Raw genomic sequence first — 22905 nt, 5'->3', positions numbered from 1 at the left:
GGGGTTCGAGGGTGGACAAACTATTGGACTAGACCATTGACGAAGTCAAGACGCGATCGTCGGTTACTGTCGAACGACGGGCGAAAAGCGCCGCAATATCCGATATTCGTCCGGGGAGCAGGTGAGAAGGTCACCCTCGCGGCAGCGTCACGACCACGACCAAGCCACCTTCCGGCCGCGCCGTCGCCACGACCTCGCCGCCGTGCGCGTGTGCCACCGAGCGCACGATCGACAACCCCAGCCCCGCGCCCTCCGCGGCCACCCTGGCCCGCCGGTGGAACGGGTCGAACAGCGCCGGCACCTCCGACGGCGGGATCACCGGCCCGCTGTTCGCCACCTCCAACTCCACCCGTCCCCCCACCGACCGGGTCGTCACGCGGACCCACCCCTCCGGCACGTTGTGGCGGAGGCCGTTCTCCACCAGGTTGTGCGCCAGCCGCTCCAGCATCAGCGCGTCACCCAGCGCCGTCGCCTCGCCGAGGTCCGCGCGCACCTCCGGCGGGACCACGTGCGCGACCACCGCCGCCAGGTCCACCGGACACCGTTCCGTCAGCGCGCTCTCCGAGCGGGCCAGCAGCAGCAACCCGCTGATCAGCCTCTCGTGCCGCGCGTTGATCTCCAGCAGCTTGCCCCCGAGGTCACGGACGTCGGCCGAGGCCGTGCGGCGGTGCATCGCCACCTCGACCAACGACCTGTTCAACGTCAGCGGCGTGCGCAGCTCGTGCGACGCGTTCGCGACGAACCGGCGTTGCGCGTCGAACGACCGGTCCAGGCGCTCGACCATCACGTCGAACGCGTCGGCGAGGTCCTTCACCTCGTCGGCCGGGCCGCGCAACGCGATCCGCGCGTGGCCGCCCGGGTCGGCCGCCGCCGCGATGCCGCGGGCGGTGTCCGTGACCTTGCGCAACGGCGCCAGCGCGCGGCCCGCCACCAGCCAGCCGAGGCCGGCCGCCAGCACCGCCACCGCGCCGAGCGCGATTGCGCCCTGCGTCAGCAGCGACGTCGCCGCTGCCGCGCGCACCTGCCGGGCCTGCTCGTCGAGCGCCTCGAGCGACGGCAACCCGGGCAAGTCCGGCGGCGGGCTGCCCGAGATCACCGTCACCCGCCGGCCGACCTGCTGGGTGAACAGCAGGTACGTCACGCCCAGCAGCACGCCGCCCGCCAGCAGGAACAGGCCGCCGTACAACACGGTCAGCCGCAGCCGGAGGCTCACCGGAGCCGGTAGCCGACGCCGGTGACCGTCTCCACCAGCGGCGGGTCGCCGAGCTTGCGGCGCAGCTTGAGGATGGTGAGCCGGACCGCGCCGGTGAACGGGTCCGCGTGCTCGTCCCACGCCTTCTCCAGCAGGTGCTCGGCGGACACGGCCGCGCCGTCCGCGCGCAGCAGCTCGGCGAGCACCGCGAACTCCTTTTTGGACAGTGGCAGGTAGCGCCCGTCGCGGAACACCTCGTGCCGCGCCGGGTCCAGCGTGACGCCGGAGCGGCGCAGGACCGGTGGCGCGGCCGGACGGCAGCGCCGCCCCAGCGACTGGATGCGCGCGGCCAGCTCGGGGAAGGCGAACGGCTTCGTCAGGTAGTCGTCGGCGCCGAGGGACAGTCCCGTGACGCGGTCGGTGACCTCGACGGCCGCGGTGAGCATCAGCACCCGCGTCGCCGCCTCGGACGCCACCACCCGGCGGCAGACGTCGTCGCCGTGCACGACCGGCAGGTCGCGGTCGAGCACGACGACGTCGTAGTCGTGGACGGCGATCCGGTCGAGCGCCGCACCGCCGTCGTGGGCGACGTCGACCGCGTGCGACTCGTCGCGCAGCCACTCCGCGATCGCGTCCGCGAGCATCGGCTCGTCCTCCACCACCAGCACCCGCATGCCCCGATGATCGCCGCGGCGGTGTTTCCTCGCCGTTAGCACCGGTAGAGCGTGTCCGCGCCGCCGACGGCCCGCATCGGACCGGACCCGCTGTACGCGGCCGGGTCGACGACCGTGCAGTGTCCTTCGATCCAGCGTTGGCGCTCGCCCTGGACCGGGCTCCGCGGCGGCCCGGGCCGAGTGCCGGCGCCGCTCAGCACGAACCGCAGCTTTCCTTCCGCGAGCCAGCGGTCGAGCTGCGCGACGGACGGCGCGTCGTCGCGGCCGCCGAAGCCGCCCATGCCGATCACGGTCGCGTCGGAATCGATGAGGAACGGCGCGACCGCGCCCGCTTCGGCGTTCACCGCCAGGGTGATCTCGGTGCCGTCGCGGCGGGCGTAGTCGAGGATGCGGCGTTGCTCGTCGGACAGCGTGGCGGTGCCGTCACCGCCGGAGAGGATCATCCGCGGCGCTGGTCCTTGGCCGCCGGGCGACGGCGGAGGCGGCGCGCCCGGACCCGTGGCGGGGCCGGCGGCGGGCAGCGTCCCGGCCGACGTGCTCTGCGCGGCGACGTAGGACCACACGGCGGGCGTGAGCAGCAGCGGCACGAGCGCGGCAACGAGCGTCCACCGGTCGCGGGTGACCACCAGGCCGACAACGGCGGCGACAGCGGTGCCGATGACGGCCCAGCGCGTCCAGCCGTAGAACGACGTGTCGCGCGAAGCCAGCACGAACGCCCAGGCCGCGCTGAGCAGGATGACCGCGGGGAGCAGGGTCCGCCGGTGCCGGCGCCACAGCAGCGCCAGTCCGGCGGCGGACACCGCGGCGACGGCCGGCGCCATCGCCGTCGTGTAGTACGGGTGCCAGATGCCACCGGCGAAGCTGAAGACGACGGCCGTCACGAGCAGCCAGCCGCCCCAGAGCAGCCAGCCGGCGTCACGCCACCGGCGGCCGATGACGGCCAGGACGACGAGGGACAGCGGCAGCAGCCACGAAATCTGGCCGCCGACCAGGTCGTTGAACATCCGGCCCGGCCCGGGGTCGCCACCGAAGGACGACATCGTCTGCTGACCGTTGCGCATGATCATCATGCCGCCACCCTCGCCGTTGCCGGAGAGGCGGCCGAAGCCGTTGTAGCCGAAGACGAGGTTCCACGCGGAGCCGTCTTCGCTGCCGCCCATGTAGGGCTTGGCGCCGGGCCACCAGTCGTACAGCGCGATCCACCAGAACGACGAAACGACGAGCACGAGGCCGGCGCCGAGGACGTCGAGCAGACGGCGTCGCAGCGGCCCGCTCGTCCCGGCGAGGTACGCGGCGACCAGCGCGGGAACGATGATCCACGCCTGCAGCATCTTGGTCAGGAAGCCACAGCCGACGAAGAAGGCGCACCACCACAGCCATTTCCGGCCGTCGCGGAGCGCGTGGGTGAGCGCGTACACGGCGGCGACGAGGAAGAGGACGAGCAGGGTGTCGGGGTTGTTGTCGCGGTTGATGATGACGGTGACGGGCGTCAGCGCGAGGATCGCGGCGGCCAGGAGGGCGACGTTTTCGCCGGCCCAGATCCGGACGGTGCGGTGCAGGAGGAACACCGCCGCGACGCCTTCGAGGACCTGGGGCAGCAGCAGCGCCCAGCCGTGGTAGCCGAAGACCAGCACGGACAGCGCTTGCGGCCAAAGCGCGAAAGGCGGTTTGTCGACCGTGACGACGCCGTAGGGATCGAAGGAGCCGAAGAGGAAGTTGGGAAAGGACTCCGTCATCGACTTGACGGCGGCGGCGTAGTAGGTGTTCCCGAGCTGGCCGTCGCCGATCTTCCAGGCGTAGAGCACGGCGGCGCCGAGGCAAACGAGTGGGAGCGCCCAGGAGCGGGTCTTCGGGGGAGCGGCGGTGATCATGCCGCTCACCCAACTCGGGCCCGCGTTTCCCGGGCGTTTCCGGATTAGAGTGGCCCGGGTGACCACTCCCGGCGATCTGCCCCGCACCCCGCTGTCCCGCCTGTTGGAGGAGATTTCGTGGGAGGGCAGGTCGGTCGTCAAGTACCGTGACGGCGGCCGCGGCAAGGAGAACGTCCTCACCGCGGAAGTCCTCACCGCTCTGGACTACTTGCCGCGTGGTGCTTACCTCGGCAACGTTCTCCGCCACGCGCACGGCGCCTCCACCGCGGTCGGTCGCGCCGCCGATGAAGCCGAAGACGCCGAACTCGTCTTCTTGCCCGACGAGTACGTGCTCAGCCGAACGGCCCGCGGAAAGGCCGATCTGGTTGTGCAGCCGGACGCGACGATCACCTCGCCGAGCAGCCTCGTCCTGGTCGAGGCGAAGGCCATCCGTGCAGGCACGTTCGGGCCGGAGCAGCTGGCGCGTGAGTACGTCGCGGTCACCGCCGCCGCGGGAGAGCGCACACCACTGTTGCTTCTCGTCTTGGGTACGGCGCCGCCGGTTGCCATCAGGGGCCGGAGCGGGCGGTTCGAGGTCGCCGAGGCGGTCGCCGCGAACTTGGAAGCCGTCTACGCCAAGGCCGCTCCCCACCCGTGGCCGCTCGAGGAGCTGCGAGCTCGGGTGCCGGAATGCTGTGCATGGCTGACATGGGCCGAAGTCGCCGGCCTCGTCACCGCCGAACACGAGCGAGGCCGGCACTCCGGAACGTTCGCTGCCCGAACCGTTGATCGTCTCGTCGGTACCGTCACCCAAGCCGTCCGGTGGCACGGCTGATCACTCCGACTCGAGGTCACCTTCCAGGGACAGGTAGACCTCGCGCATCTTCTCCAGCAGCGCGGGGTCCGGCTCCTCCCACAGTCCCCGGTCCGCTGCCTCGTTCAACCGCTCCACGATCCCGCGCAACGCCCACGGATTGGCCTGCCGCAGGAACTCCTGGTTCACCTCGTCCAGCACGTACGACTCGGTCAGCTTCTCGTACATCCAGTCCCCGACGACGCCGGCCGTCGCGTCGAAGCCGAACAGGTAGTCCACTGTGGCCGCCAGCTCGAACGCTCCCTTGTAGCCGTGACGTCGCATCGCGGCCAGCCAACGCGGGTTCACCACTCGTGCCCGGAACACGCGGGCCGTCTCCTCGCCCAACGTCCGTGTGCGGACCGCGTCCGGGGACGTGCTGTCGCCCACGTAGGACGTCGGAGCCGTGCCCGTCAACGCTCGGACCGTGGCGATCATCCCGCCGTGGTACTGGAAGTAGTCGTCCGAGTCCGCGATGTCGTGCTCGCGCGTGTCCGTGTTCTTGGCCGCCACCACGATGCGCTTGTACGAACTCTCCATGTCCTCGCGCGCCGGGCGGCCGTCCAAATCGCGGCCGTACGCGAAACCGCCCCAGACCGCGTACACCTCCGCCAAATCCTTATCGTCACGCCAGTTTCCGCTGTCCATCAACGGCAGCAGGCCCGCGCCGTACGCGCCCGGCTTCGAGCCGAAGATCCGCGTCGTCGCGCGACGGGAATCGCCGTGCGTGGCCAAGTCGTCGGCCACGTGCGCCCGGACGAAGTTCTCCGACGACGGTTCGTCCAAAGAGGCCACCAGGCGCACCGCGTCGTCGAGCAGCGTGATCACGTGCGGGAACGCGTCCCGGAAGAAGCCGCTGATCCGGATCGTCACGTCGATGCGGGGACGGCCCAGCTCCGCCAGCGGAATGGCCTCGATGCCCGTCACCCGCCGCGAGGCTTCGTCCCACACCGGCTGGACGCCCAGCAGCGCCAGGACTTCCGCCGCGTCGTCGCCGGACGTGCGCATCGCCGACGTCCCCCACACCGACAACCCGACCGAGCGCGGCCAATCGCCGTTGTCTTCGCGATAGCGGCGAAGCAGCGAGTCCGCCAGCGCTTGGCCCGTCTCCCACGCCAGCCGGCTCGGGATGGCCTTCGGGTCGACCGTGTAGAAGTTGCGGCCCGTCGGCAGCACGTTCACCAGCCCGCGCAACGGCGACCCGCTCGGCCCCGCCGGGATGTACCCGCCGTCCAGCGCGTGCAGCACCGCGTCCAGTTCGGCCGTCGTCCCCGCCAGCCGGGGCACGATCTCCTCGGCCGCGAACGAAAGCACGCGAGCGACGTCGGGGTTCGGCGCCACCGAGGCGACCGCGGTGGCGTCCCAGCTCCGCATCTCCATCGTCTGGACGAGCTCGCGCGCCGTGGTTTCGACAGCGTCCACATCGGACAGTGGTGCGTCTTCCTTCAAGCCCAGCGCGGATCGCAGGCCCGGCACCGCGCCTTGCTTGCCGCCCCACATCTGGGACGCGCGCAGCATCGCCAGCACCAGGTTGACCCGCGCTTCGCCGGTAGGCGCCGAACCCAGGACGTGGAGCCCGTCGCGGATCTGCGCGTCCTTGACCTCGCACAGCCAGCCGTCGATGTGCAGCAGGAAGTCGTCGAACTCCGCGTCGTGCGGACGCTCGCCGACGCCGAGGTCGTGGTCCAGCTTCGCCGCCTGGATCAACGTCCAGATCTGGGCGCGGATCGCCGGCAGCTTCGCCGGGTCCATCGCCGCGATGTTCGCGTGCTCGTCGAGCAGCTGCTCCAGCCGCGCCAGGTCGCCGTACGACTCCGCGCGTGCCATCGGCGGGATCAGGTGGTCGACGATCGTCGCGTGCGCCCGCCGCTTCGCCTGCGCGCCCTCGCCTGGGTCGTTGATCAGGAACGGGTAGATCAGCGGCAGGTTCCCGAGGACGGCGTCGGGCGCGCACGACGCCGACAGCCCGGCCGTCTTGCCCGGCAGCCATTCGAGGGACCCGTGCTTGCCGAGGTGGACGACCGCGTGCGCGCCGAACTCCTCCTCCAGCCAGCGGTACGCGGCGAGGTAGTGGTGGCTCGGCGGCAGGTCCGGGTTGTGGTAGATCGCGACGGGGTTCTCGCCGAACCCGCGCGGCGGCTGGATCATGATGATCACGTTGCCGCTCTGCAGCGACGCCAGCACGATGTCGCCGTTGTCGACGTACAGCTCACCGGGCGCCGGACCCCAGTGCTCCTCGACGCCGTCACGCAGTTCGGCCGGCAGTTCCGAGAACCACTCGCGATACCGGGAAGCGGGCACTCGGATCGGGTTGCCGGACAGCTGCTCCTCCGTCAGCCACTCCGGGTCCTGCCCACCGGCCGCGATCAACGCGTGGATCAGCGCGTCGCCGTCGGGCTGGTCGGTGCCGGTCGGGTCGACGCCGGGGAAAGCGTCCGGACCGAGGTCGTACCCCACAGCGCGCATCCGCCGCAGCAGCTCGATCGCCGACGCCGGCGTGTCCAGTCCGACCGCGTTGCCGACGCGGGAGTGCTTCGTCGGGTACGCGGACAGCATCAAAGCCACGCGTCGAGACGCCGGAGGCGTGTGCCGAAGCCGGGCGTGCGCCAGCGCGATCCGGGCGACGCGGGACGCGCGCTCGGCGTCCGGCACGTACCGGGGGAGACCGTCCTCGTCCAGCTCCTTGAATGAGAACGGCACCGTGATCAGCCGCCCGTCGAACTCCGGGACGGCCATCTGGTTGCCGGCGTCGAGCGGCGACAGGCCGTCGTCGTTGGCCGCCCACGTCTCGCGGTCGCTGGTCAGGCACAGCGCCTGCAGGATCGGGACGTCGAGCGCGGCCATCTCGGCGACGTCCCACGCCTCGTCGTCGCCCCCGGCACCCACCTCGGACGGCCGGGTGCCGCCCGCCGCGAGCACCGTGACCAGCAGGGCGTCGACCTTCCCCAGCTCCGCCATCATTTCCGGCTCGCGCGTACGCAGCGAAGCACAGTAAATCGGCAACGCGCGCCCGCCCGCCGCTTCGATCTCGTCGGCGAGGGCGTGCACGAAGTTCGTGTTCCCGGACAGGTGGTGGGCCCGGTAGTAGAGGATCCCGATGACCGGACCGCCGGAGGCCGGGGCAGGACGTTCGAGCACGCCCCACGAAGGCTGCTGGACGGGCGGCTCGAAGCCGTCGCCGGTCAGCAGGAGCGTGTCGGAGAGGAACCGGTGCAGCTGAGTGAGGTTCTCCGGGCCGCCCTGCGCGAGGTAGGCGTGGGCCTCGGCGGCGATGCCGATCGGGACGGTCGAGAGCTTCATCAGCTCGGCGTCGGGCGTCTGCTCCCCGCCCAGCACGACGACGTGCGCGCCCGACGCCCGCAGCGTGTCCAGGCCGTCCTGCCAGGTCCGCGGGGTGCCGAGGATGCGGACGACCACGATCCGCACGCCCTCGAGCAGGCCCGGCAGCGAAGCGACGTCGATGCGCGACGGGTTCGCCAGCCGGTAGGAGCCCTCGGCCGAACGGGCGCTGAGCAGGTCGGTGTCCGAAGTGGACAGAAGCAGGATCACGAGGTTCCTCCTCGGGGTCCGCGCCCCGGGTAGACGGGCGCGCCGGCCGGAGTTCCTGGCTCCCGGGGATCGCTCCCCGATGACAGTGGCGGGACCGCCCCGGACTTTCACCGGGTTCCTCCACCTGCCGACGCGTGGGTATCGGCTCCACTCTCCGGTGCCGGTCGGGGTGCGTCAAGGTGACGTTGACCCGGCGCTGGGTAACCTGGCGGCTTGGACGCCTTCCTCCGCGACTTCACCGCGGCCCAGTCGAGCCGCGGGCCCTACCGCCGGGCGACCGCGGCCGAGCTGGCGGCCGCCGAAGCCGGGTTCGCCGCGTTCCTCGACCGGGCTCCGCACGCCCTCGGCGAGCTGGGCTTTTCCATCGACGCGGACGTGGTCCACCAGGAACCCGGCTCCGACCGCGCCTGGGGCCTGTACGCCTTCGACCGGTCCGCGCCGCCGTCACTGGTGATCGAGGCGCCGCACGCGTCGTCCGACCTGCGCACCGAGCTGGTCGGCCTCGCGCTCTTCGAACGAACGCCGGGCGCGATCCTCGCCGTCGGGGGCGCCCACCGGCGCCGAGAAGACCCCGCGCACGACACCGGGACCGTCTTCCACGTCGTCACGACGCTGCTGGCCCGGCGCGGCCTGCCGCAGGTCCAGCTGCACGGCTTCAACGACACCACCCTCACCACGGCGGACGTCGTGCTCTCGGCCGGCGCCGCGGAGGCCGGGGACGCGGCCCGGCGCGCGGCGGACCGCCTCGCCGAGGCCGGGTTCCGGGTGTGCCGGGCCTGGGAAGAGCCCTGCCGGGGCCTGGCCGGGACCACGAACGTCCAGAGCCAGGCCACCGGGGACACGCCGTTCCTGCACGTCGAGCTGAACCGGACCGTCCGCGAGACCCGCCGGGACGACGTCGTCGACGCGCTGGTCGAGGCCGAGCTCACCAAGCCCTAGGCGGACTGCTCGCCCAGCCGCGGGAACGGCTTCGTCGAGAACAGGACTTCCAGGGGGACCTCGAAGAACTCCGCGATCCGCAGCGCCACGTACAGGCTCGGGCTGTACTCGCCGCGTTCGAGGTAGCCGATCGTCTGGTAGTGCACGCCCAGCGCGTCCGCCAGCTGGCGGCGCGAGATCGACCGCTCCGCGCGCAGCATCGCGATCCGGTTGTAGACGACCTCACTCATCACTACCCCACACGCTGCATGGCCCTCTCCCGCCGTTCGGCCACCGACGAACCCGCTTCCCGCCGCGCCATGCGGCGCAGCAGGACCGGGGCCAGTGCCAATCCGATCACGGCCCACGCCACGAGCACGGCCAGGGTCGGCAACGGCCGCCACGACTGGCCGATCTCGACGACCACCGCGCTGTCCGGCAGCAGCGCCGAGCGCATGCCGAGGCCCAGCCAGTACATCGGGAACACCTGCGCGACGCCCTGCACCCACTCCGGCATCGCGGTGACCGGGTAGAAGATCCCGGAGATCGCACCCAGGCCCATGATCGGCAGCGTGATCAGCGCGAGGGACCGCGGGCTGTTGGTGAGCGAGCCCAGCGCGGCCCCGAGCGGCAGGGTGGCGACCAGCCCGAGCGCCAGCACCCACAGCAGGTGCAGGTACGACCAGCCGCCGTCCGGGGCCAGCGAGTCGAACAGGAACAGGCACGGGACCAGCACCAGCAGGATGCTGGTGACCTGCGCCATCGCCACCGCGGCCGTCTTCCCGACGAGGTAGCCGAGCATGCCGTTCGGCGTTGCTTTCGCCCGCAGCAGCGTGCCGTCCTCGCGGTCGATGGCGAGGTAGCCCGCCGTGCTGTTCAGGCCGTTGAACACGATCCCGGCGCCGAGCACGCCGGGCACGGTCGCCGCGCCGAGCGAGAAGCCGGTGCCGGGCAGGGTCGCGTTCCGCATGAAGAACAGCGTGGCGAGGAAGAGCGCGACGAAGACGAACTGGCCGATGACGTCGTCGCGGTTGGTCCACGTCTGCTTGAACTCGATCCAGCCGCGGTCGAGCCCGGCTCGCAGGGCGGCGGTCCTGGCGTTCATCGCGCACCCGCTTCCTGGAGGCCCAGCTCCGTTTCGCCGCCGGCTTCCGCGCGGTGGACCAGCGTCATGTAGGTGTCCTCCAGCGACGCCCGCCGCACCTCGAGGTCCGAGACGGCTTCGCCGTGCTGCTTGAACAGGTCGTACACATACTTCGTCGCTTCGGTCGTCGAGTGCACGAAGCGCTGGCCGTCGATCGTCCAGCGGACCTCGGCCTCGCCGGCGATCTGCCGCGACAGCGCGTCGGCCGAGCCGTCGGCGATGATGCGGCCGCCGTTGAGGATGAGGATCCGGTCGGCCAGCTTCTCGGCCTCGTCGAGGTCGTGCGTGGTCAGCAGGATCGTCGTGTCCAGCTCGTCGGAGAGCCGGTGCACCAGGTCGTGGAACTCGCGGCGCGCCTCCGGGTCGAAGCCCGCGGTCGGCTCGTCGAGGAACAGCAGCTCGGGCCGCCCGACGATGCCGATCGCGACGTCGAGCCGCCGCCGCTGGCCGCCGGACAGGTTCTTGATCTTCTTCTGCGCGTGTTCGGTGAGCCCGACGGCCGCGATCAGCTCGTCGGCGTCCCACGGCCGCGGGTGCGACGGCGTCGAGTACGGCGCGTAGTAGCGGCCGAGGTGCGCGAGCAGCTCCCGGACACGCCACTTCCCGTGGTCGCGCCAGGACTGGAGCACGACCCCCAGCCGCGCCCGCCAGTCCTCACCGCCGTGCGCCGGGTCGGCGCCCAGGACGTCGACCTCGCCCGCCGACCGCATCCGGAACCCCTCGAGGATCTCGATCGTCGTCGTCTTGCCCGCGCCGTTCGGCCCGAGCAGGCACACGACCTCGCCCCGGTGGGCCTCGAACCCGACGTCGTGGAGCACGTCGTTCGCGCCGTAGCGCATCCGCAGCCCGCGCACGCGGACCACGGGGACAGCTGGATCTCTCATCGCCAACCCCCATCGGACTGATGCGATCGAATATAGCACACCTACTACATTCGATCAGAGTTCTGCTGCGCCGGGAACTTGACCGGCGGTCACCCGGTTCGCCGGGCATGGGTACCTGGCTGGGGCTGGCTCTTCCGGGCGGCGTCGTGATCCTGCTGGTCATGGCCGCGATCGAACTGCGGCCGCGCAAGGACGGCTCGCGCTTCAAGGCGCGGCTGTCGGCGACCTACCTCGAAGAGACCACCGCGTTCCTCTACGGCACCAAGCGGCGTGAGCTGGAACACCGGGAAACGATGTCGCTGCTCGTCGAGCAGGACGCCGACGGCGCGCCACCCCTGCGTGACGTGGACCTGGACGCCGGAATCGCCCGGATCCGGCCCCGTTCGGGCCCGCGGGAGCCGGAAAACCGCCAGCTACAGTGACCCCATGCCGACCCCCGCGCGTGTGCGAGCCGACGCGTGCCCGGGTGTTTTCGCACCCCACGACGCCGCCGACGGCCCGTTGGCCCGCGTCCGGCTCCCCGGCGGTGCGGTTTCCGCGGCGCAGCTGCGCGCGCTGGCCGAGTGCGCCGAGGCGTGCGGCGACGGCGACCTCCACCTCACTTCGCGCGGCAACGTCCAGCTGCGCGGCGTCACCCGGCCTGGCCTCGCGGCGCGGCTGACCGACGCGGGCCTGCTGCCTTCGCCGTCGCACGAGCGCGTCCGGAACGTCCTCGCGTCGCCGTTGAGCGGGGTCCGCGGTGGGCTCGCGGACGTCCGGGGACTGGCCCGCGACCTCGACGTTCTGCTGTGTGCCACCCCTGAGCTGGCTTCGCTGCCAGGCCGTTTCCTCTTCGCCTTCGACGACGGACGCGGTGACGTTGCCGGCGAAGGCGCCGACGTCTGCTGGCGGGCAACCGGTCCCTCGGAAGGGACTTTGCTGCTCGCGGGCGGCGACACCGGACGTCGTGTGGCGCGCGCCGGCGCCGTGGCGACGCTCGTCGAGGTCGCGCTGGAGTTCCTTCGCGTGCGCGGATCCGCTTGGCGCGTCGCCGAACTCGACGACCCGGCCTGGTGCGGGACACCGGTGCCGAGGGCGCCGGGAGAAGTCCCGGCCGGGCTCATCGAGCGAGACGGCGGCTGGGCCGCGGGTGTGGTCCCGCGCTTCGGGCAGCTGACCGCCGAGCAGGCCCGCGCCCTGGCTGACTTCGGCCCGGCGCTGGTCACGCCGTGGAAGTCGCTGGTCCTGCCGGACGTCCCCGCCGACGTCTTCGCGCGGCTCGGCTTCGGCGGCGTCGCCTTGGGGACCACCGCGTGCATCGGCCGGCCGGGCTGCGCCAAGTCGCGCGCCGACGTGCGGGCCGACGCCGTCTTCCGGCCGGGCCTGCACGCGCACTTCTCGGGCTGCGAACGGCGGTGCGGAAAGCCGTCGCGGTCCCATGTGGACGTTGTCGCCGAAGCGGGGGGCTACCGCATCGACGGCCGCTGGGTGCCGCTCGACGAGATGGAAGGGAACCTGTGATCGACTATCTGCGGGACGGTGCCGAGATCTACCGGCATTCGTTCGCCACGATCCGCGAAGAGGCGGACCTGGCGATCCTGCCCGACGACGTGGCCGGCCTGGCGGTCCGGATGATCCACGCCTGCGGCATGGTCGATCTGGTCGACGACCTGCGCTACACGCTCGACGTCGTCGACTCCGGCCGCGCGGCCCTCGAAGCCGGCGCGCCGATCCTGTGCGACGCGCAGATGATCGCCAGCGGCGTCACACGGCGCCGCCTGCCCGCGGGCAACGAAGTCCTCTGCACGCTGTCCGACCCGAGCGTGCCCGGGCTCGCCGAACGGATGGGCACCACGCGCTCGGCCGCGGCCCTGGAACTGTGGCGCGACAAGCTGCCCGGCTCGGTCGTCGCGATCGGCAACGCGCCGACCGCGTTGTTCCGCCTGCTCGAGATCCTCGACGAAGGCGTCGGCGCGCCCGCGGCGATCATCGGCGTGCCGGTCGGGTTCGTCGGCGCGGTGGAGTCCAAAGTGGAGCTCGCCAAGCGGGCTCCGGCGCCCTACCTCGTGGTGCACGGACGGCGGGGCGGCAGCGCGATGGCGGTCGCCGCGATCAACGCACTCGCGAGCGCCGAAGAATGACGGGAACGCTGTACGGCGTCGGGCTCGGCCCCGGCGACCCGGAACTGATGACGGTCAAGGCGGCCCGGCTGATCTCCGAGGCTTCGGTGATCGCGTACCACTGCGCGCGGCACGGGCGCAGCATCGCGCGGTCGGTCGCCGAGCCGTACCTGCGCGAGGGGCAGATCGAGGAGAAGCTCGTCTACCCGGTCACGACCGAGACGACCGACCACCCCGGCGGGTACGAAGGCGCGATCGCCGACTTCTACGAGCTGAGCGCGAAGCGGCTCGCCGAGCACCTCGACGCCGGCCGCGACGTCGTCCTGCTCTGCGAAGGCGACCCGTTCTTCTACGGCTCGTACATGTACATGCACGAGCGGCTGTCCGGCCGGTTCGAGGCGGTCGTCGTACCCGGGGTGACGTCGGTGAGCGCGGCGTCGTCGGTGCTCGGCCGGCCACTGGTCCAGCGCGACGAGGTCCTGACGGTCCTGCCGGGCACGCTGCCGGCGCCGGAACTGGCGCGGCGGCTCGCGGACACCGACGCGGCGGCCGTCCTCAAGCTGGGCCGGACGTTCGGCTCGGTCCGGGAGGCGCTGGCGGAGGCCGGGAAGCTCGACGACGCCGTCTACGTCGAACGCGCGACCTGGGGACAGCAGCGGATCGAGCCCTTCGCTTCGGTGGATCCTTCGACTGTTCCGTACTTTTCCCTGGCGTTGCTGCCTTCGCCGGCTTATGCGTCGCGGCAGGCTCCGCCGGCGGAACCCGCGGCCGCCGCGTCGGACGGCGGGGAAGTGGTCGTCGTCGGCCTCGGCCCGGCGGGACCGGAATGGCTGACGCCGGAGGCTTCGGCGGAGCTGGAGGCGGCCGAGCACGTCGTCGGGTACGGGCCGTACGTCGCCCGCGTCCCGCAGAAGGCGGGGCAGCAGCGGCACGCGTCCGGGAATCGCGTCGAGGCCGACCGGGCCCGTGAAGCGCTGGCGCTGGCTTCCGGCGGTGCCCGGGTGGCCGTCGTGTCCTCGGGCGACCCGGGGGTGTTCGCGATGGCGTCGGCGGTGCTGGAACAGGTGTCCGCCGGGCACGGCGCGGGCGTCCGGGTCCGGATCGTCCCGGGCGTGACGGCGGCGCAGGCGGCGGCCTCGCGGGTCGGCGCGCCGCTGGGCCACGACTACTGCGTGCTTTCGTTGTCGGATCGCCTGAAGCCGTGGGAGATCATCGAGAAGCGCCTCGACGCGGCGGGCGCGGCGGACTTGGTGCTGGCGCTGTACAACCCGGCGTCGCGCTCCCGGACGACGCAGCTCGCCGACGCCCGGGACGTGCTCCTGCGCCACCGCGCCCCGGAGACGCCGGTGGTGGTCGCCCGGGACGTCGGCGGCCCGGAGGAGGACATCCGGATCACCACCCTGGGCGACCTCGACCCGTCCACAGTGGACATGCGCTGCCTGCTCATCGTGGGCTCGTCGCGGACCCGCGCGGAGAACGGGGTGGTGTGGACCCCGCGCAGCTACTGACAGCCGAGCGGGCCTTGCACCGCCGGGCGGCGCTGGCGGGCCGGGCGGCGGCGGCCGCGGGAGTACCAGGCCGCTTCCACACGTGGGAGCACGCGGGGCTGCTGGCGGTGCTGGCGACCGATCCCGCGCTCGCGTACCTGTCGACGGTGACCGGGGTGACACCGGAGACGCTGCCCGAGGTGGCCGGTCTGCTGCGCTCACCGGAGTGGTCCGACGTACGTCCGGCGGTCGTCGCTCCGGCGGGTCTGCCGGTGCCGGGCCTGGTGCCGGCGGGCGAACGGTTCTTGGCCGTCCGCCGGCTCGAGCCCGCGCCTGCTTCGCCTTGCGAACCGGCGGACGAGGGAGTCTTCGTGCGCGTCCTGCTGGCCGGGTTCGGGGTGAGCGGACCGGTGGCGGAGTTCATGGCCGCGGAACACCGGCTCCCGGTCATACGGCGGTTCCTCGAGCGGGAGGGGGAGACGCCGATCGCCGCCGCGGGCATGACGATCGACGCGGGGGTCGCGATCCTCGGCGCGGCATCGACCCTCCCGGAGTTCCGCGGCCGGGGAGCACAGCCGAAGCTGCTGCGCCGCCGTCTCGAAGCGGCCGCGGCGGAGGGCGGCACGCTGGCGGTGGCGACGACCCGCCCCGGGTCACCGAGCGTGGCAAACCTGGAGCGGGCCGGGTTCCGGCTCCACCGCCGGACGGCGTGGACGAAGCCTTAGCGCGTCGGGTCCTTGCCGTTGGGCTGGCTCGGCCCCGGTCCCGGCGACCACCAGCCCGGGACGGTCTTCTCTCCGTGCACCACGGTCGGCGCGATGCCTTCCGTGAACGGCTCGATCTGCAGCAGCTGACCCCACGACTGGCTCGGCTGCCCGATCAGGTAGCTCGGCACCTCGGGTTCCTCGGCCAGCTCCTCCAGCCACCCGATCGGCCCGCCGTTCGTCGACGACGCCCACTCGGCCTCGTCCGCCAGGCCGCCCGCCGTGATGCGGTAGTCCGGGACCTGCGAGATGCCGTCGTGGGACGTCACCGGCTGGACGCACGGGTACACGAACGACGCCGGCCAGTCGACGTACACCGGCTTCGAGCCGATGCGGTCGGTCAGCGTCGTGAACGTCGGGACGCGGGGGGCCGACGCCGCGATCCAGCCGTCTTCGGTCAGGTCGTTGTCGACGATGTTGATGCGGACGGCGTTCGTCTCCGGCGGCAGGTCGCGCAGGTTGATGCGTGTGTCGTTCCAGCCGCCCGTGCCCGAGCCCGGCGGGAGCATGAACTGGCTGCGCAGGACTTTGACGCCCTCGGGCGTGTCGACGCCGTAGTCGAGGCTCACCGACGTCGGGCGCCGCGCGGCACCGGCCGTCGCCACCACGATCTGGCCGTCCGCGGGCTTCTCCGTCAGCGCGTACCAGTCGCTGCGCAGGCGGCCCGCGCGCGTCTCCGGGTCGAGGTAGCTCGACCACATCGGCACGTTCTCCGGCGTGAACCCGTGCGGCGGCTCGGCCAGGGGGTCCTTGTCGTCGACCGCGCGGGTGTGGAAGCCGGTCTGGACGCGGCCGTTGTCCTGGTCCGGGTTCGGCAGCGGGGAGTCGGTCTCCTTCGGCTTCTCCGCGACCGTCCGCTGCTCGGACTGCGGTCGCAGGATGCTCGTCGCCGCGTCGCGCTCGACCATCACGTGGTCGGAGAGGTTGCAGCTCTTGCCGAACAGGTGCCCGATGTTGGCCGCGCCCAGGCTGTAGCTGCCGGACTGGTTGTGGATCGCCCACGCCATCGTGACGAACTCGCCCGCGGCCACCAGGCCGCAGACCACCACCAGCGACAGCGACCCGAGCCGCAGCGCGCGCAACCGGCCCTCCTGGGGCTGGGCCGGCAGCCCCGGCCGGTGCGCGCGGACGTTTTCGACGAACGCGTAGATCCCGGCGCCCGCGGCCGCGACCAGCAGGATCGTCGACAGCGGGATGCCGCCGATCGACGGCGCCACGTTCGTCCACTGGACGCCGAGGCGCGAGACGAACCAGTAGGTGTTCGGCCCGGTCGCGGCGAGCGCGGCGACCACCAGCAGCGCCGCGAGGAACGCCGCGCGGTTGCGTTTGGACCGCAGCACCGTCGAACTGGTCGCGAGCGCGGCCAGCGCGGCCATCGACGCGCCGACCGCGGCGAACGCGCCGAAGTGGTGCGTCCACTTCGTCGGCGTCAGGGCCAGCAGCAGGAAGAACACCGCCGTCGTGCCGATCAGGCGGCGGGCGGGGCCGAGCGACGCGCCCGGGATGCGGCCGCGGCGCAACAGCATCACCAGGCAGGTGGCCGTGCACAGCACCACCAGCAGCACCGGGAACCGCCGCGGCGCCGAGCCGTCCGGCAGATCGGCGAACAGCAACTGGTAGCGCGCGAGCTCCTGGAACCACGACAGGTTCGGGCCAACCTGGGTCCGGATCCGGGTCGCCTCCTGGACGGTCGCGAACGTCTGGTCGGCGAACACCACGACCAGCACCAGCAGCCCGGCCGCGGCGATCGGCGCGAGCACCGGGATCCAGCCGTTTTCGTTCGCGCGCTGGCGCACCAGCTTGAACAGCGGCCGCGCGGCGACCAGGAACGGCGCCACCGCGATCAGTCCGGTCGGCGTCGCGGCCAGGGTGAACCCGGCCGCGGTCAGGCCGAGGCACAGCGGCAGCAGCCGCCGCGTCACCAGCGTGCGCTCCACGGCGCAGATGGCCAGCAGCGAGCCGAGCGCGGCCACCGGTTCCGGGCGGACGCCGTTGTTGTAGGGCATCCACCAGATCAGGAACACCGTCGCGGCGGCCCAGCTGGCCGGGCGGCTGGTGCGGATCTGGGTGCCGAGGCGCGGCATCACCTCGCGGCTGATCAGCAGCCAGCTCAGCACGCCGAGCAGGAACGACGGCAGCCGGATCCACGGCGGCACCGTGCTGACGTGCGTCATCAGCTCGAAGACGTGGTAGAACCAGCCGAACGGCGCTTCGGCGACGCCGAACCAGCGGTGGTAGTTCGTCAGGAACCCGGTCTGCTCGGTGACCCGGGCCATCGTCAGGATGTAGCCGTCGTCCGAGGTCACCGGCCCGATGAAGACCCACGCGCCGAGCGCGGCGATCACCGTGACGTCCCGCAGCGTCAGCCGCCACCAGCCGACCGGCGCCCAGCGCGGCGCGCGCCGGGCGAAGCCGGAGTCGCGGCGCCAGACGGCGATCATGCAGCCGATCAGCGACAGCACGGCGAGCACGCCGACGGTGATCTTCAGCGCGGTCGGCGACGTCTGGTAGCGCGTGTCCGGCACGACCGAGACGTGCAGGCCGGCGATCGGGTCCTTGCTCGAATTGATCGAGGAGTAGATGCCGACCACGCGCGGCCGGACGTCGCCGTTCGCGTGGAAGATCGGCGTCCCGGCCACGGCCAGGGTCATCTGCGTCGCGTCGACGTCCAGCTCGACGTCGCACTTCTCGGCCGGCAGCGGCTGCTGCGCGATCTGCTGGCCCTGGCTGGAAGCGAACAGCACGCCGTTGTCGACGCGCAGCTGCAGGCCGACGCCCTTGCCTGCGTTCGGGTCGGTGCGGCCGTCCGGCACGGTGGCGAACAGCAGGCCCGGCCCGTTGGTGCGGGCGTCGACCGAGCGGATGGCCGCGCACGGCAGCTCGACGCGCAGGTCCTGGGCCCAGTACCCGGTCAAGGGCGCGTTGACGGAGCGGGTGTCGCTGCCGGTCGGCCAGACGACCTCCGCCGTGTCCTGCACCACCGGCAGGAAGGGGAAAGCCAGCGCGCACAAGGCCGAGAGCAACCCCAGCGCTACGGCAATCAGACGCATCGGCGCAACGCTAACGGGTCAGACGTCGGCGGCTGACGCAACCCCCGGGTCACGCGGCGTGAAGCGGCCGTGGTGGAGGGCCTCGGTCAGGGGACGGCGGCTGCGCCAGCCGTGGTGCTCCAGGTCGGGCACGGTTTCCAGCCTGCTGACCGGCCCGACGCAGAGCCACGCGACCGGCCGGATGCCGTCGGGGATGCCGAGCAGCTCGTTCAGGAACGGCTCGCGGTAGAAGCTGACCCAGCCGACGCCGAGGCCTTCGGCGGTCGCCGCGAGCCACAGGTTCTGGATCGCCAGGCACACCGAGTACAGGCCGGCGTCGGCGATGGCGTGCCTGCCGAGGACGTCGGGCGCGCCGCGCGCCGGGTCGTAGGTGACGACGACGCCGAGGCTCGCCTCGAGGATGCCCTCGATCTTGATGTTCGCGAAGGTGCTCGCGCGATTGTCGTCGAGCTGCGCGGCGAAGACCTCGCGCTCCTCGTGGACGTGCTTCGCGAACGTCTCGCGCGTCGCGGCGTCGTCGACCAGCACGAAGTCCCACGGCTGGGTGAGCCCGACGCTGGGTGCGGTGTGCGCGGCCTCGAGGATCCGGGTGAGCGTCGCTTCCGGGATCGGCTCGCCGGTGAACTCGCCGCGGACGTCCCGCCGCTTGCGGAGGACTTCGTAGAACTCTTCGATCATCGGCTGCGGACCCATTCGACGGCTTCGGCCACGGTTTCGGCGGTTTCGGTGCGCGGTCTCGGCGGCCGCCGGACCACGAGGACGGGCTTCCCGAGTTCCCGCGCCGCGGTGAGCTTCGCTTCGGTCTGCGGGCCGCCGGAGTCCTTGGTGACCAGAACGTCGACCCGTTCGAGGAGCGTGCGTTCGGCGGCCACCTCGTACGGGCCGCGGGCGAGGATCAGTTCGTGATTGTGCGGCAACGGCGGCTCGGGCGGGTCGACGCAGCGGATCAGGAACCACAGGTCGTCGAGGTGCGCGAAGACGGGCAGACCCTGGCGGCCGCTGGTCAGGAAGACGCGTTTACCGAGGCCGGGAAGCTTCGTCGCGGCATCCTGGAGGTCGTCCGCCCAGTGCCAGACGTCTTCTTCGCCCGGTTCCCAGCCCGGCCGGGCGAGCCGGAGCAGGGGGACTCCGGTGCACTCGGCCGCTTTGGCCGCGTTCGCGCCGATGCGTTCGGCGAAGGGGTGCGTCGCGTCGACGACGGCCTTCACGTCGTTCTCGCGCAGCCAGTCCGCGAGCCCGTCCGGGCCGCCGAAGCCGCCGACGCGTACCTCGCCCGCCGGGAGCCGGGGCCGCGCGACGCGTCCGGCCAGCGAAGACACGACTTTTCGTTCGTCTTTGACGAGCGCTTCGGCGAGACTCCGCGCTTCGCCGGTGCCGCCGAGGATGAGGATCACGGCTTTCCGTACCCGACGGCCTCGCGCCAGCGGTCGAGGGTCCGCATGTTGGCCAGGGTCTCCGCCCAGGTCAGCTCGGGTGCTTGCCGGTCGCCGACGTGCGCGGCGACGTGATCGGCTTCGCGCGCGAAGACGCCCTGCGTCGCTTCGACGTCGATGACCTCCGGTTCGCCGTCGGCCGGCGTGAGGACGATCTGCGAGACGCCGGGCTTGCGCAGCGGGTGGATCCACGCGGGCTGCGGCACGTACAGCTGACCGCGTGAGCCGTAGACGCGGATGCCGTCCTCGCGGGTGAGCCGGATGCCGCAGGAGATCGTCGCGAGGATGTCGCCGGGGAGGCGCAGCAGGCCGGTGGCGTACTCGTCGACGCCTTCTGGGGACAGCTTCGCCATACCGCTGACTTCGGTGGGCTCGACGACGTCCTGGCCGGTCGCGGCCTGGGCGACCAGCCTCGCCAGCGACGTGCAGTAACAGCCGACGTCGAGGATCCCGCCGCCGCCGAGCGCAGGGTCGGACAGGCGCGCGGTCTCCTCCGGGTTGCTGTCGAAGGAGAAGGTCGTGTCGACCGCGCGGACCTCGCCGATCGCGCCGCTCGCGACGAGTTCGACGAGCCGCCGCGTCTGCGGGTGCAGGCGGTACATGAACGCTTCCATGAGGAAGACGTCGTGCTCGCGCGCGGCGGCGATGACCTCTTCGGCGTCGGCGGCCGTGAGTGTCAGGGGCTTCTCGCACAGCACGTGCTTGCCCGCCTCGATGGCGGCGATGGCCCACTGCTTGTGCAGCGCGTGCGGCGTCGAGACGTACACGGCGTCGACGTCCGGGTCGGCGAGGAGGTCTTCGTAGCTGCTGTAGGCCTTCGGGATCTCGAAGCGGGTGGCGAACTCGCGGGCGCGGCCGCCGTCCCGCGCCGCGACGGCGGTGAGCGTGCCGTGCTTGCTTTCGTCGACGCCCGCGGCGAAGTGGGCGGCGATGGTCCCGGCGGCCAGCAGGCCCCAACGCAGTTCGGTCACAACGACTCCGGTTGGTTCGCCCGGTCGCGGGCACTGGAATAGAGGAAGCTGTCGGGGAAGTTCGCGGCGGCGAGCACCCGCCCGACGAAGATGGTGGCGGCCCGGGTCATCCCGGCCTCCCGGACGAGTTTCGGCAGTTCGCCGAGCACGCCTCGGACGACGGTCTCGCCGGGTTGCGTGGCGAGCGCGACGACGGCGACGGGACAGTCGGCGCCGTAGTGCGGAGCGAGTTCTTCGGCGACGCGTTCGACGTGGTTGACGGCGAGGTGCAGCGCGAGAGTGGCTTCGGTGGCGGCGAAGGCGGCGAGGGTTTCCTTCGGCGGCATCTTGGTCGACCGCGCTTGGACGCGCGTGATCACCAGGCTCTGCCCGATTTCGGGCACGGTGAGTTCCCGCTTGAGGGCGGCCGCGGAGGCGGCGAAGGCGGGCACACCGGGCACGACGTCGTAGGGGACGCCGTGGGCGTCGAGCCGCCGCATCTGCTCGGCGACGGCGCTGTAGAGCGAAGGGTCACCGGAGGTCAGCCGGACGACCTCGTGGCCGGCTTCGTGCGCCTCCGCCAGCTTTCCGACGATCTGCTCGAGGCTGAGGTTCGCCGTGTCGACGAGGTCCGCTTCCGGACGGCAGTACGCCAGGAGGTCGGTCGGCGTCATGCTGCCGGGGTAGAGGCAGACGTCGCAGCGGGCGAGCAGGTCGCGGCCCCGCACGGTGATGAGGTCGGCGGCCCCCGGCCCGGCCCCGACGAAGTGCACGGTCACCGGCCACCCCCGAGGTGACGTGGGCTGAAGGGCACCTTCGTCGCATGTGGCGCGCTGAAGGGCACCTTCGTCACGTCCGATGAGAGCAAGGTGCCCTTCAGCCCGCTCCTCATCGGTTGCTCCACTGGGTCACGACCCGCGCCGGCGTCCACCCGGTGAACCCGCCGAGCGTCCCCGCCCGTTCCACGCCGATCCGCACCAGCTCACCGCCGTACTGCGCATACGCCCGCGCCAGCACCTGCTCCGCCTCCAACGTCACTCCGTGCGCCACTACCCGCGCCTCCGTCGCCAGGCACGCGTCCAGCACGCCCGGCACCGTCACCCCGCCGCCGATGAACACCGCGTCCGGCGCCGGCAGCGCGCTCAGCGCGTCCGGTGCCTCGCCCGTCACCACCTCCAGTTCCGGTACTCCCAAGTCCAGCGCGTTCCGCCCGATCCGCTCTGCCCGGCCGGGGTCGCGCTCGATCGCGATCGCGCGGTTCAGCCCGTGCAGCCGCGACCACTCGATGCCGACGCTGCCCGCGCCCGCCCCGACGTCCCACAGCAGCTCGCCGGGGCTCGGCGCGAGCCGGGCCAGCGCCGACACCCGCAGGTCGCGCTTGGTCAGCTGGCCGTCGTGGGAGTACACGTCGTCCGGGATGCCGATCAGCGGCAGCGCCGGACCCGCGCACGCCAGCGCGAACACCGTCAGCGGGCCAGGTTCGCCCGACCAGCCGTCGGAGATGCGCTCCTCCGGCCCGCCCAGGTTCTCCAGCGCGAACAACTCGCTCTCGGCGTACCCCCGCACGGTCAGCAGGGAGCGCAGCGCCGCCGCGTCGGCCCCCAGGACCAGCACCCGCCGCCCCGGCGCCAGCACCCGGGCGACACGGGCCGACGACCGGCCGACGAGCGTCACCACCTCGGTCTCCTCGGCGGACCAGCCCAGCCGGGCCCGGGCCAGTGTCACCGACGAGAGCGCGGGCAGCGCCTCGACCTCGTATCCATGTGCCACGAGCGTACTGCCGACCCCCGACAAAAACGGATCACCGCTGGCCAGGACGCAGATCCGCTGCCCTTCGTGCTCGGCGAGCAGCGCGTCCAGACCGGGCAGCAACGGAGATGGCCACGGCACCGCGGTGACCCCGGGCGGCAGGTACTCCAGCTGCCGCGGAGCGCCGATCACGACATCGGCGCCGAGCACCAGGGCCTGGGCTTGTTCCGACAGGCCGGACCACCCGTCAGCCCCGATCCCCACCACCGTCAACCGTGATTTTTCGCGCACGATTTCCCACCCTAAGCG

Annotated in this window: 20 protein-coding genes and 1 riboswitch; of the genes, 7 read left to right on the top strand and 13 right to left on the bottom strand. The window is 72.1% G+C overall.

The window, feature by feature from the left end; all coding sequences use genetic code 11:
* Positions 1 to 130: 130 nt before the first annotated feature.
* From ACIQWX_RS30310 to ACIQWX_RS30300, 3 genes are read right to left on the bottom strand one after another with little or no spacing between them, the layout of a single operon-like run.
* Complete coding sequence (locus ACIQWX_RS30310; RefSeq protein ID WP_400878118.1) at positions 131 to 1213, bottom strand: sensor histidine kinase; 1083 nt, start codon at positions 1211 to 1213, stop codon at positions 131 to 133.
* Positions 1210 to 1866, bottom strand: coding sequence for a response regulator transcription factor (locus ACIQWX_RS30305; protein WP_400878115.1), 657 nt, complete (start codon positions 1864 to 1866; stop codon positions 1210 to 1212). The genes ACIQWX_RS30310 and ACIQWX_RS30305 overlap by 4 nt, the downstream gene beginning before the upstream one ends.
* Before the next feature lie 35 nt (positions 1867 to 1901).
* Positions 1902 to 3737 (bottom strand): ArnT family glycosyltransferase, encoded by a 1836-nt coding sequence (locus ACIQWX_RS30300; protein WP_400878112.1) that lies wholly within the window; start codon positions 3735 to 3737, stop codon positions 1902 to 1904.
* A gap of 58 nt (positions 3738 to 3795) precedes the next feature.
* On the opposite strand from ACIQWX_RS30300, the gene ACIQWX_RS30295 reads away from it, so the two are divergent.
* Positions 3796 to 4551, top strand: coding sequence for a hypothetical protein (locus tag ACIQWX_RS30295; RefSeq protein WP_400878109.1), 756 nt, complete (start codon positions 3796 to 3798; stop codon positions 4549 to 4551).
* Here ACIQWX_RS30295 and cobN read toward each other — a convergent pair whose 3' ends face one another.
* A complete protein-coding gene (gene cobN / locus ACIQWX_RS30290) occupies positions 4552 to 8118 on the bottom strand; it encodes a cobaltochelatase subunit CobN (protein ID WP_400878106.1) in 3567 nt (1188 codons plus the stop codon).
* A 49-nt stretch (positions 8119 to 8167) separates the two neighbouring features.
* Positions 8168 to 8239, bottom strand: a riboswitch (cobalamin riboswitch).
* 92 nt (positions 8240 to 8331) lie between these two features.
* On the opposite strand from cobN, the gene ACIQWX_RS30285 reads away from it, so the two are divergent.
* Positions 8332 to 9057 carry a hypothetical protein gene (locus ACIQWX_RS30285; RefSeq protein ID WP_400878103.1) on the top strand — a complete coding sequence of 242 codons (726 nt, stop codon included), beginning with the start codon at positions 8332 to 8334 and terminating at the stop codon, positions 9055 to 9057.
* Here the strand turns inward: ACIQWX_RS30285 and ACIQWX_RS30280 are convergent.
* Genes ACIQWX_RS30280 through ACIQWX_RS30270 form a run of 3 tightly spaced genes read right to left on the bottom strand, consistent with a single transcriptional unit; the run spans position 9054 to position 11064 of the window.
* A complete protein-coding gene (locus ACIQWX_RS30280) occupies positions 9054 to 9287 on the bottom strand; it encodes a helix-turn-helix transcriptional regulator (protein ID WP_400878100.1) in 234 nt (77 codons plus the stop codon). The two genes, ACIQWX_RS30285 and ACIQWX_RS30280, sit on opposite strands and share 4 nt — an antisense overlap.
* Before the next feature lie 2 nt (positions 9288 to 9289).
* Positions 9290 to 10141, bottom strand: coding sequence for an ABC transporter permease (locus ACIQWX_RS30275; protein WP_400878097.1), 852 nt, complete (start codon positions 10139 to 10141; stop codon positions 9290 to 9292).
* Positions 10138 to 11064 (bottom strand): ABC transporter ATP-binding protein, encoded by a 927-nt coding sequence (locus ACIQWX_RS30270; protein WP_400878094.1) that lies wholly within the window; start codon positions 11062 to 11064, stop codon positions 10138 to 10140. The genes ACIQWX_RS30275 and ACIQWX_RS30270 overlap by 4 nt, the downstream gene beginning before the upstream one ends.
* A 107-nt stretch (positions 11065 to 11171) precedes the next feature.
* On the opposite strand from ACIQWX_RS30270, the gene ACIQWX_RS30265 reads away from it, so the two are divergent.
* The 5 genes from ACIQWX_RS30265 to ACIQWX_RS30245 are packed head-to-tail and all read left to right on the top strand — an operon-like array spanning position 11172 to position 15375.
* Complete coding sequence (locus ACIQWX_RS30265) at positions 11172 to 11486, top strand: DUF6191 domain-containing protein (RefSeq protein ID WP_400878092.1); 315 nt, start codon at positions 11172 to 11174, stop codon at positions 11484 to 11486.
* Positions 11487 to 11490: 4 nt separating this feature from the next.
* Entirely contained in the window at positions 11491 to 12564 is a 1074-nt protein-coding gene (locus ACIQWX_RS30260) for a precorrin-3B synthase (protein WP_400878089.1), read from the top strand.
* Positions 12561 to 13184, top strand: coding sequence for a precorrin-8X methylmutase (locus ACIQWX_RS30255; protein ID WP_400878087.1), 624 nt, complete (start codon positions 12561 to 12563; stop codon positions 13182 to 13184). Before ACIQWX_RS30260 ends, ACIQWX_RS30255 begins: the two co-directional genes overlap by 4 nt.
* Positions 13181 to 14671 carry a precorrin-2 C(20)-methyltransferase gene (locus tag ACIQWX_RS30250; RefSeq protein ID WP_400878084.1) on the top strand — a complete coding sequence of 497 codons (1491 nt, stop codon included), beginning with the start codon at positions 13181 to 13183 and terminating at the stop codon, positions 14669 to 14671. The genes ACIQWX_RS30255 and ACIQWX_RS30250 overlap by 4 nt, the downstream gene beginning before the upstream one ends.
* A complete protein-coding gene (locus ACIQWX_RS30245; RefSeq protein ID WP_400878082.1) occupies positions 14650 to 15375 on the top strand; it encodes a hypothetical protein in 726 nt (241 codons plus the stop codon). Before ACIQWX_RS30250 ends, ACIQWX_RS30245 begins: the two co-directional genes overlap by 22 nt.
* Here the strand turns inward: ACIQWX_RS30245 and ACIQWX_RS30240 are convergent.
* The 6 genes from ACIQWX_RS30240 to cbiE form a co-directional block, all read right to left on the bottom strand.
* Positions 15372 to 18464, bottom strand: coding sequence for an arabinosyltransferase domain-containing protein (locus tag ACIQWX_RS30240; protein WP_400878079.1), 3093 nt, complete (start codon positions 18462 to 18464; stop codon positions 15372 to 15374). The two genes, ACIQWX_RS30245 and ACIQWX_RS30240, sit on opposite strands and share 4 nt — an antisense overlap.
* A gap of 18 nt (positions 18465 to 18482) precedes the next feature.
* Positions 18483 to 19142, bottom strand: a complete 660-nt coding sequence (gene bluB, locus ACIQWX_RS30235; RefSeq protein WP_400878076.1) for a 5,6-dimethylbenzimidazole synthase — start codon at positions 19140 to 19142, stop codon at positions 18483 to 18485.
* Entirely contained in the window at positions 19139 to 19858 is a 720-nt protein-coding gene (locus ACIQWX_RS30230) for a cobalt-precorrin-6A reductase (RefSeq protein ID WP_400878073.1), read from the bottom strand. The genes bluB and ACIQWX_RS30230 overlap by 4 nt, the downstream gene beginning before the upstream one ends.
* A complete protein-coding gene (locus ACIQWX_RS30225) occupies positions 19855 to 20868 on the bottom strand; it encodes a Gfo/Idh/MocA family protein (RefSeq protein WP_400878070.1) in 1014 nt (337 codons plus the stop codon). The genes ACIQWX_RS30230 and ACIQWX_RS30225 overlap by 4 nt, the downstream gene beginning before the upstream one ends.
* Complete coding sequence (cobM, locus tag ACIQWX_RS30220; protein ID WP_400878068.1) at positions 20865 to 21626, bottom strand: precorrin-4 C(11)-methyltransferase; 762 nt, start codon at positions 21624 to 21626, stop codon at positions 20865 to 20867. The genes ACIQWX_RS30225 and cobM overlap by 4 nt, the downstream gene beginning before the upstream one ends.
* Positions 21627 to 21735: 109 nt before the next feature.
* Positions 21736 to 22887, bottom strand: coding sequence for a precorrin-6y C5,15-methyltransferase (decarboxylating) subunit CbiE (gene cbiE / locus ACIQWX_RS30215; RefSeq protein WP_400878065.1), 1152 nt, complete (start codon positions 22885 to 22887; stop codon positions 21736 to 21738).
* Between the last annotated feature and the right edge of the window lie 18 nt (positions 22888 to 22905).

Source organism: Amycolatopsis sp. NPDC098790 (genome assembly GCF_044759945.1).
GTDB lineage: Bacteria > Actinomycetota > Actinomycetes > Mycobacteriales > Pseudonocardiaceae > Amycolatopsis.
The sequence above is the reverse complement of the archived record's forward strand: the minus strand, read 5'-3'. Positions and strand labels throughout refer to the sequence as shown.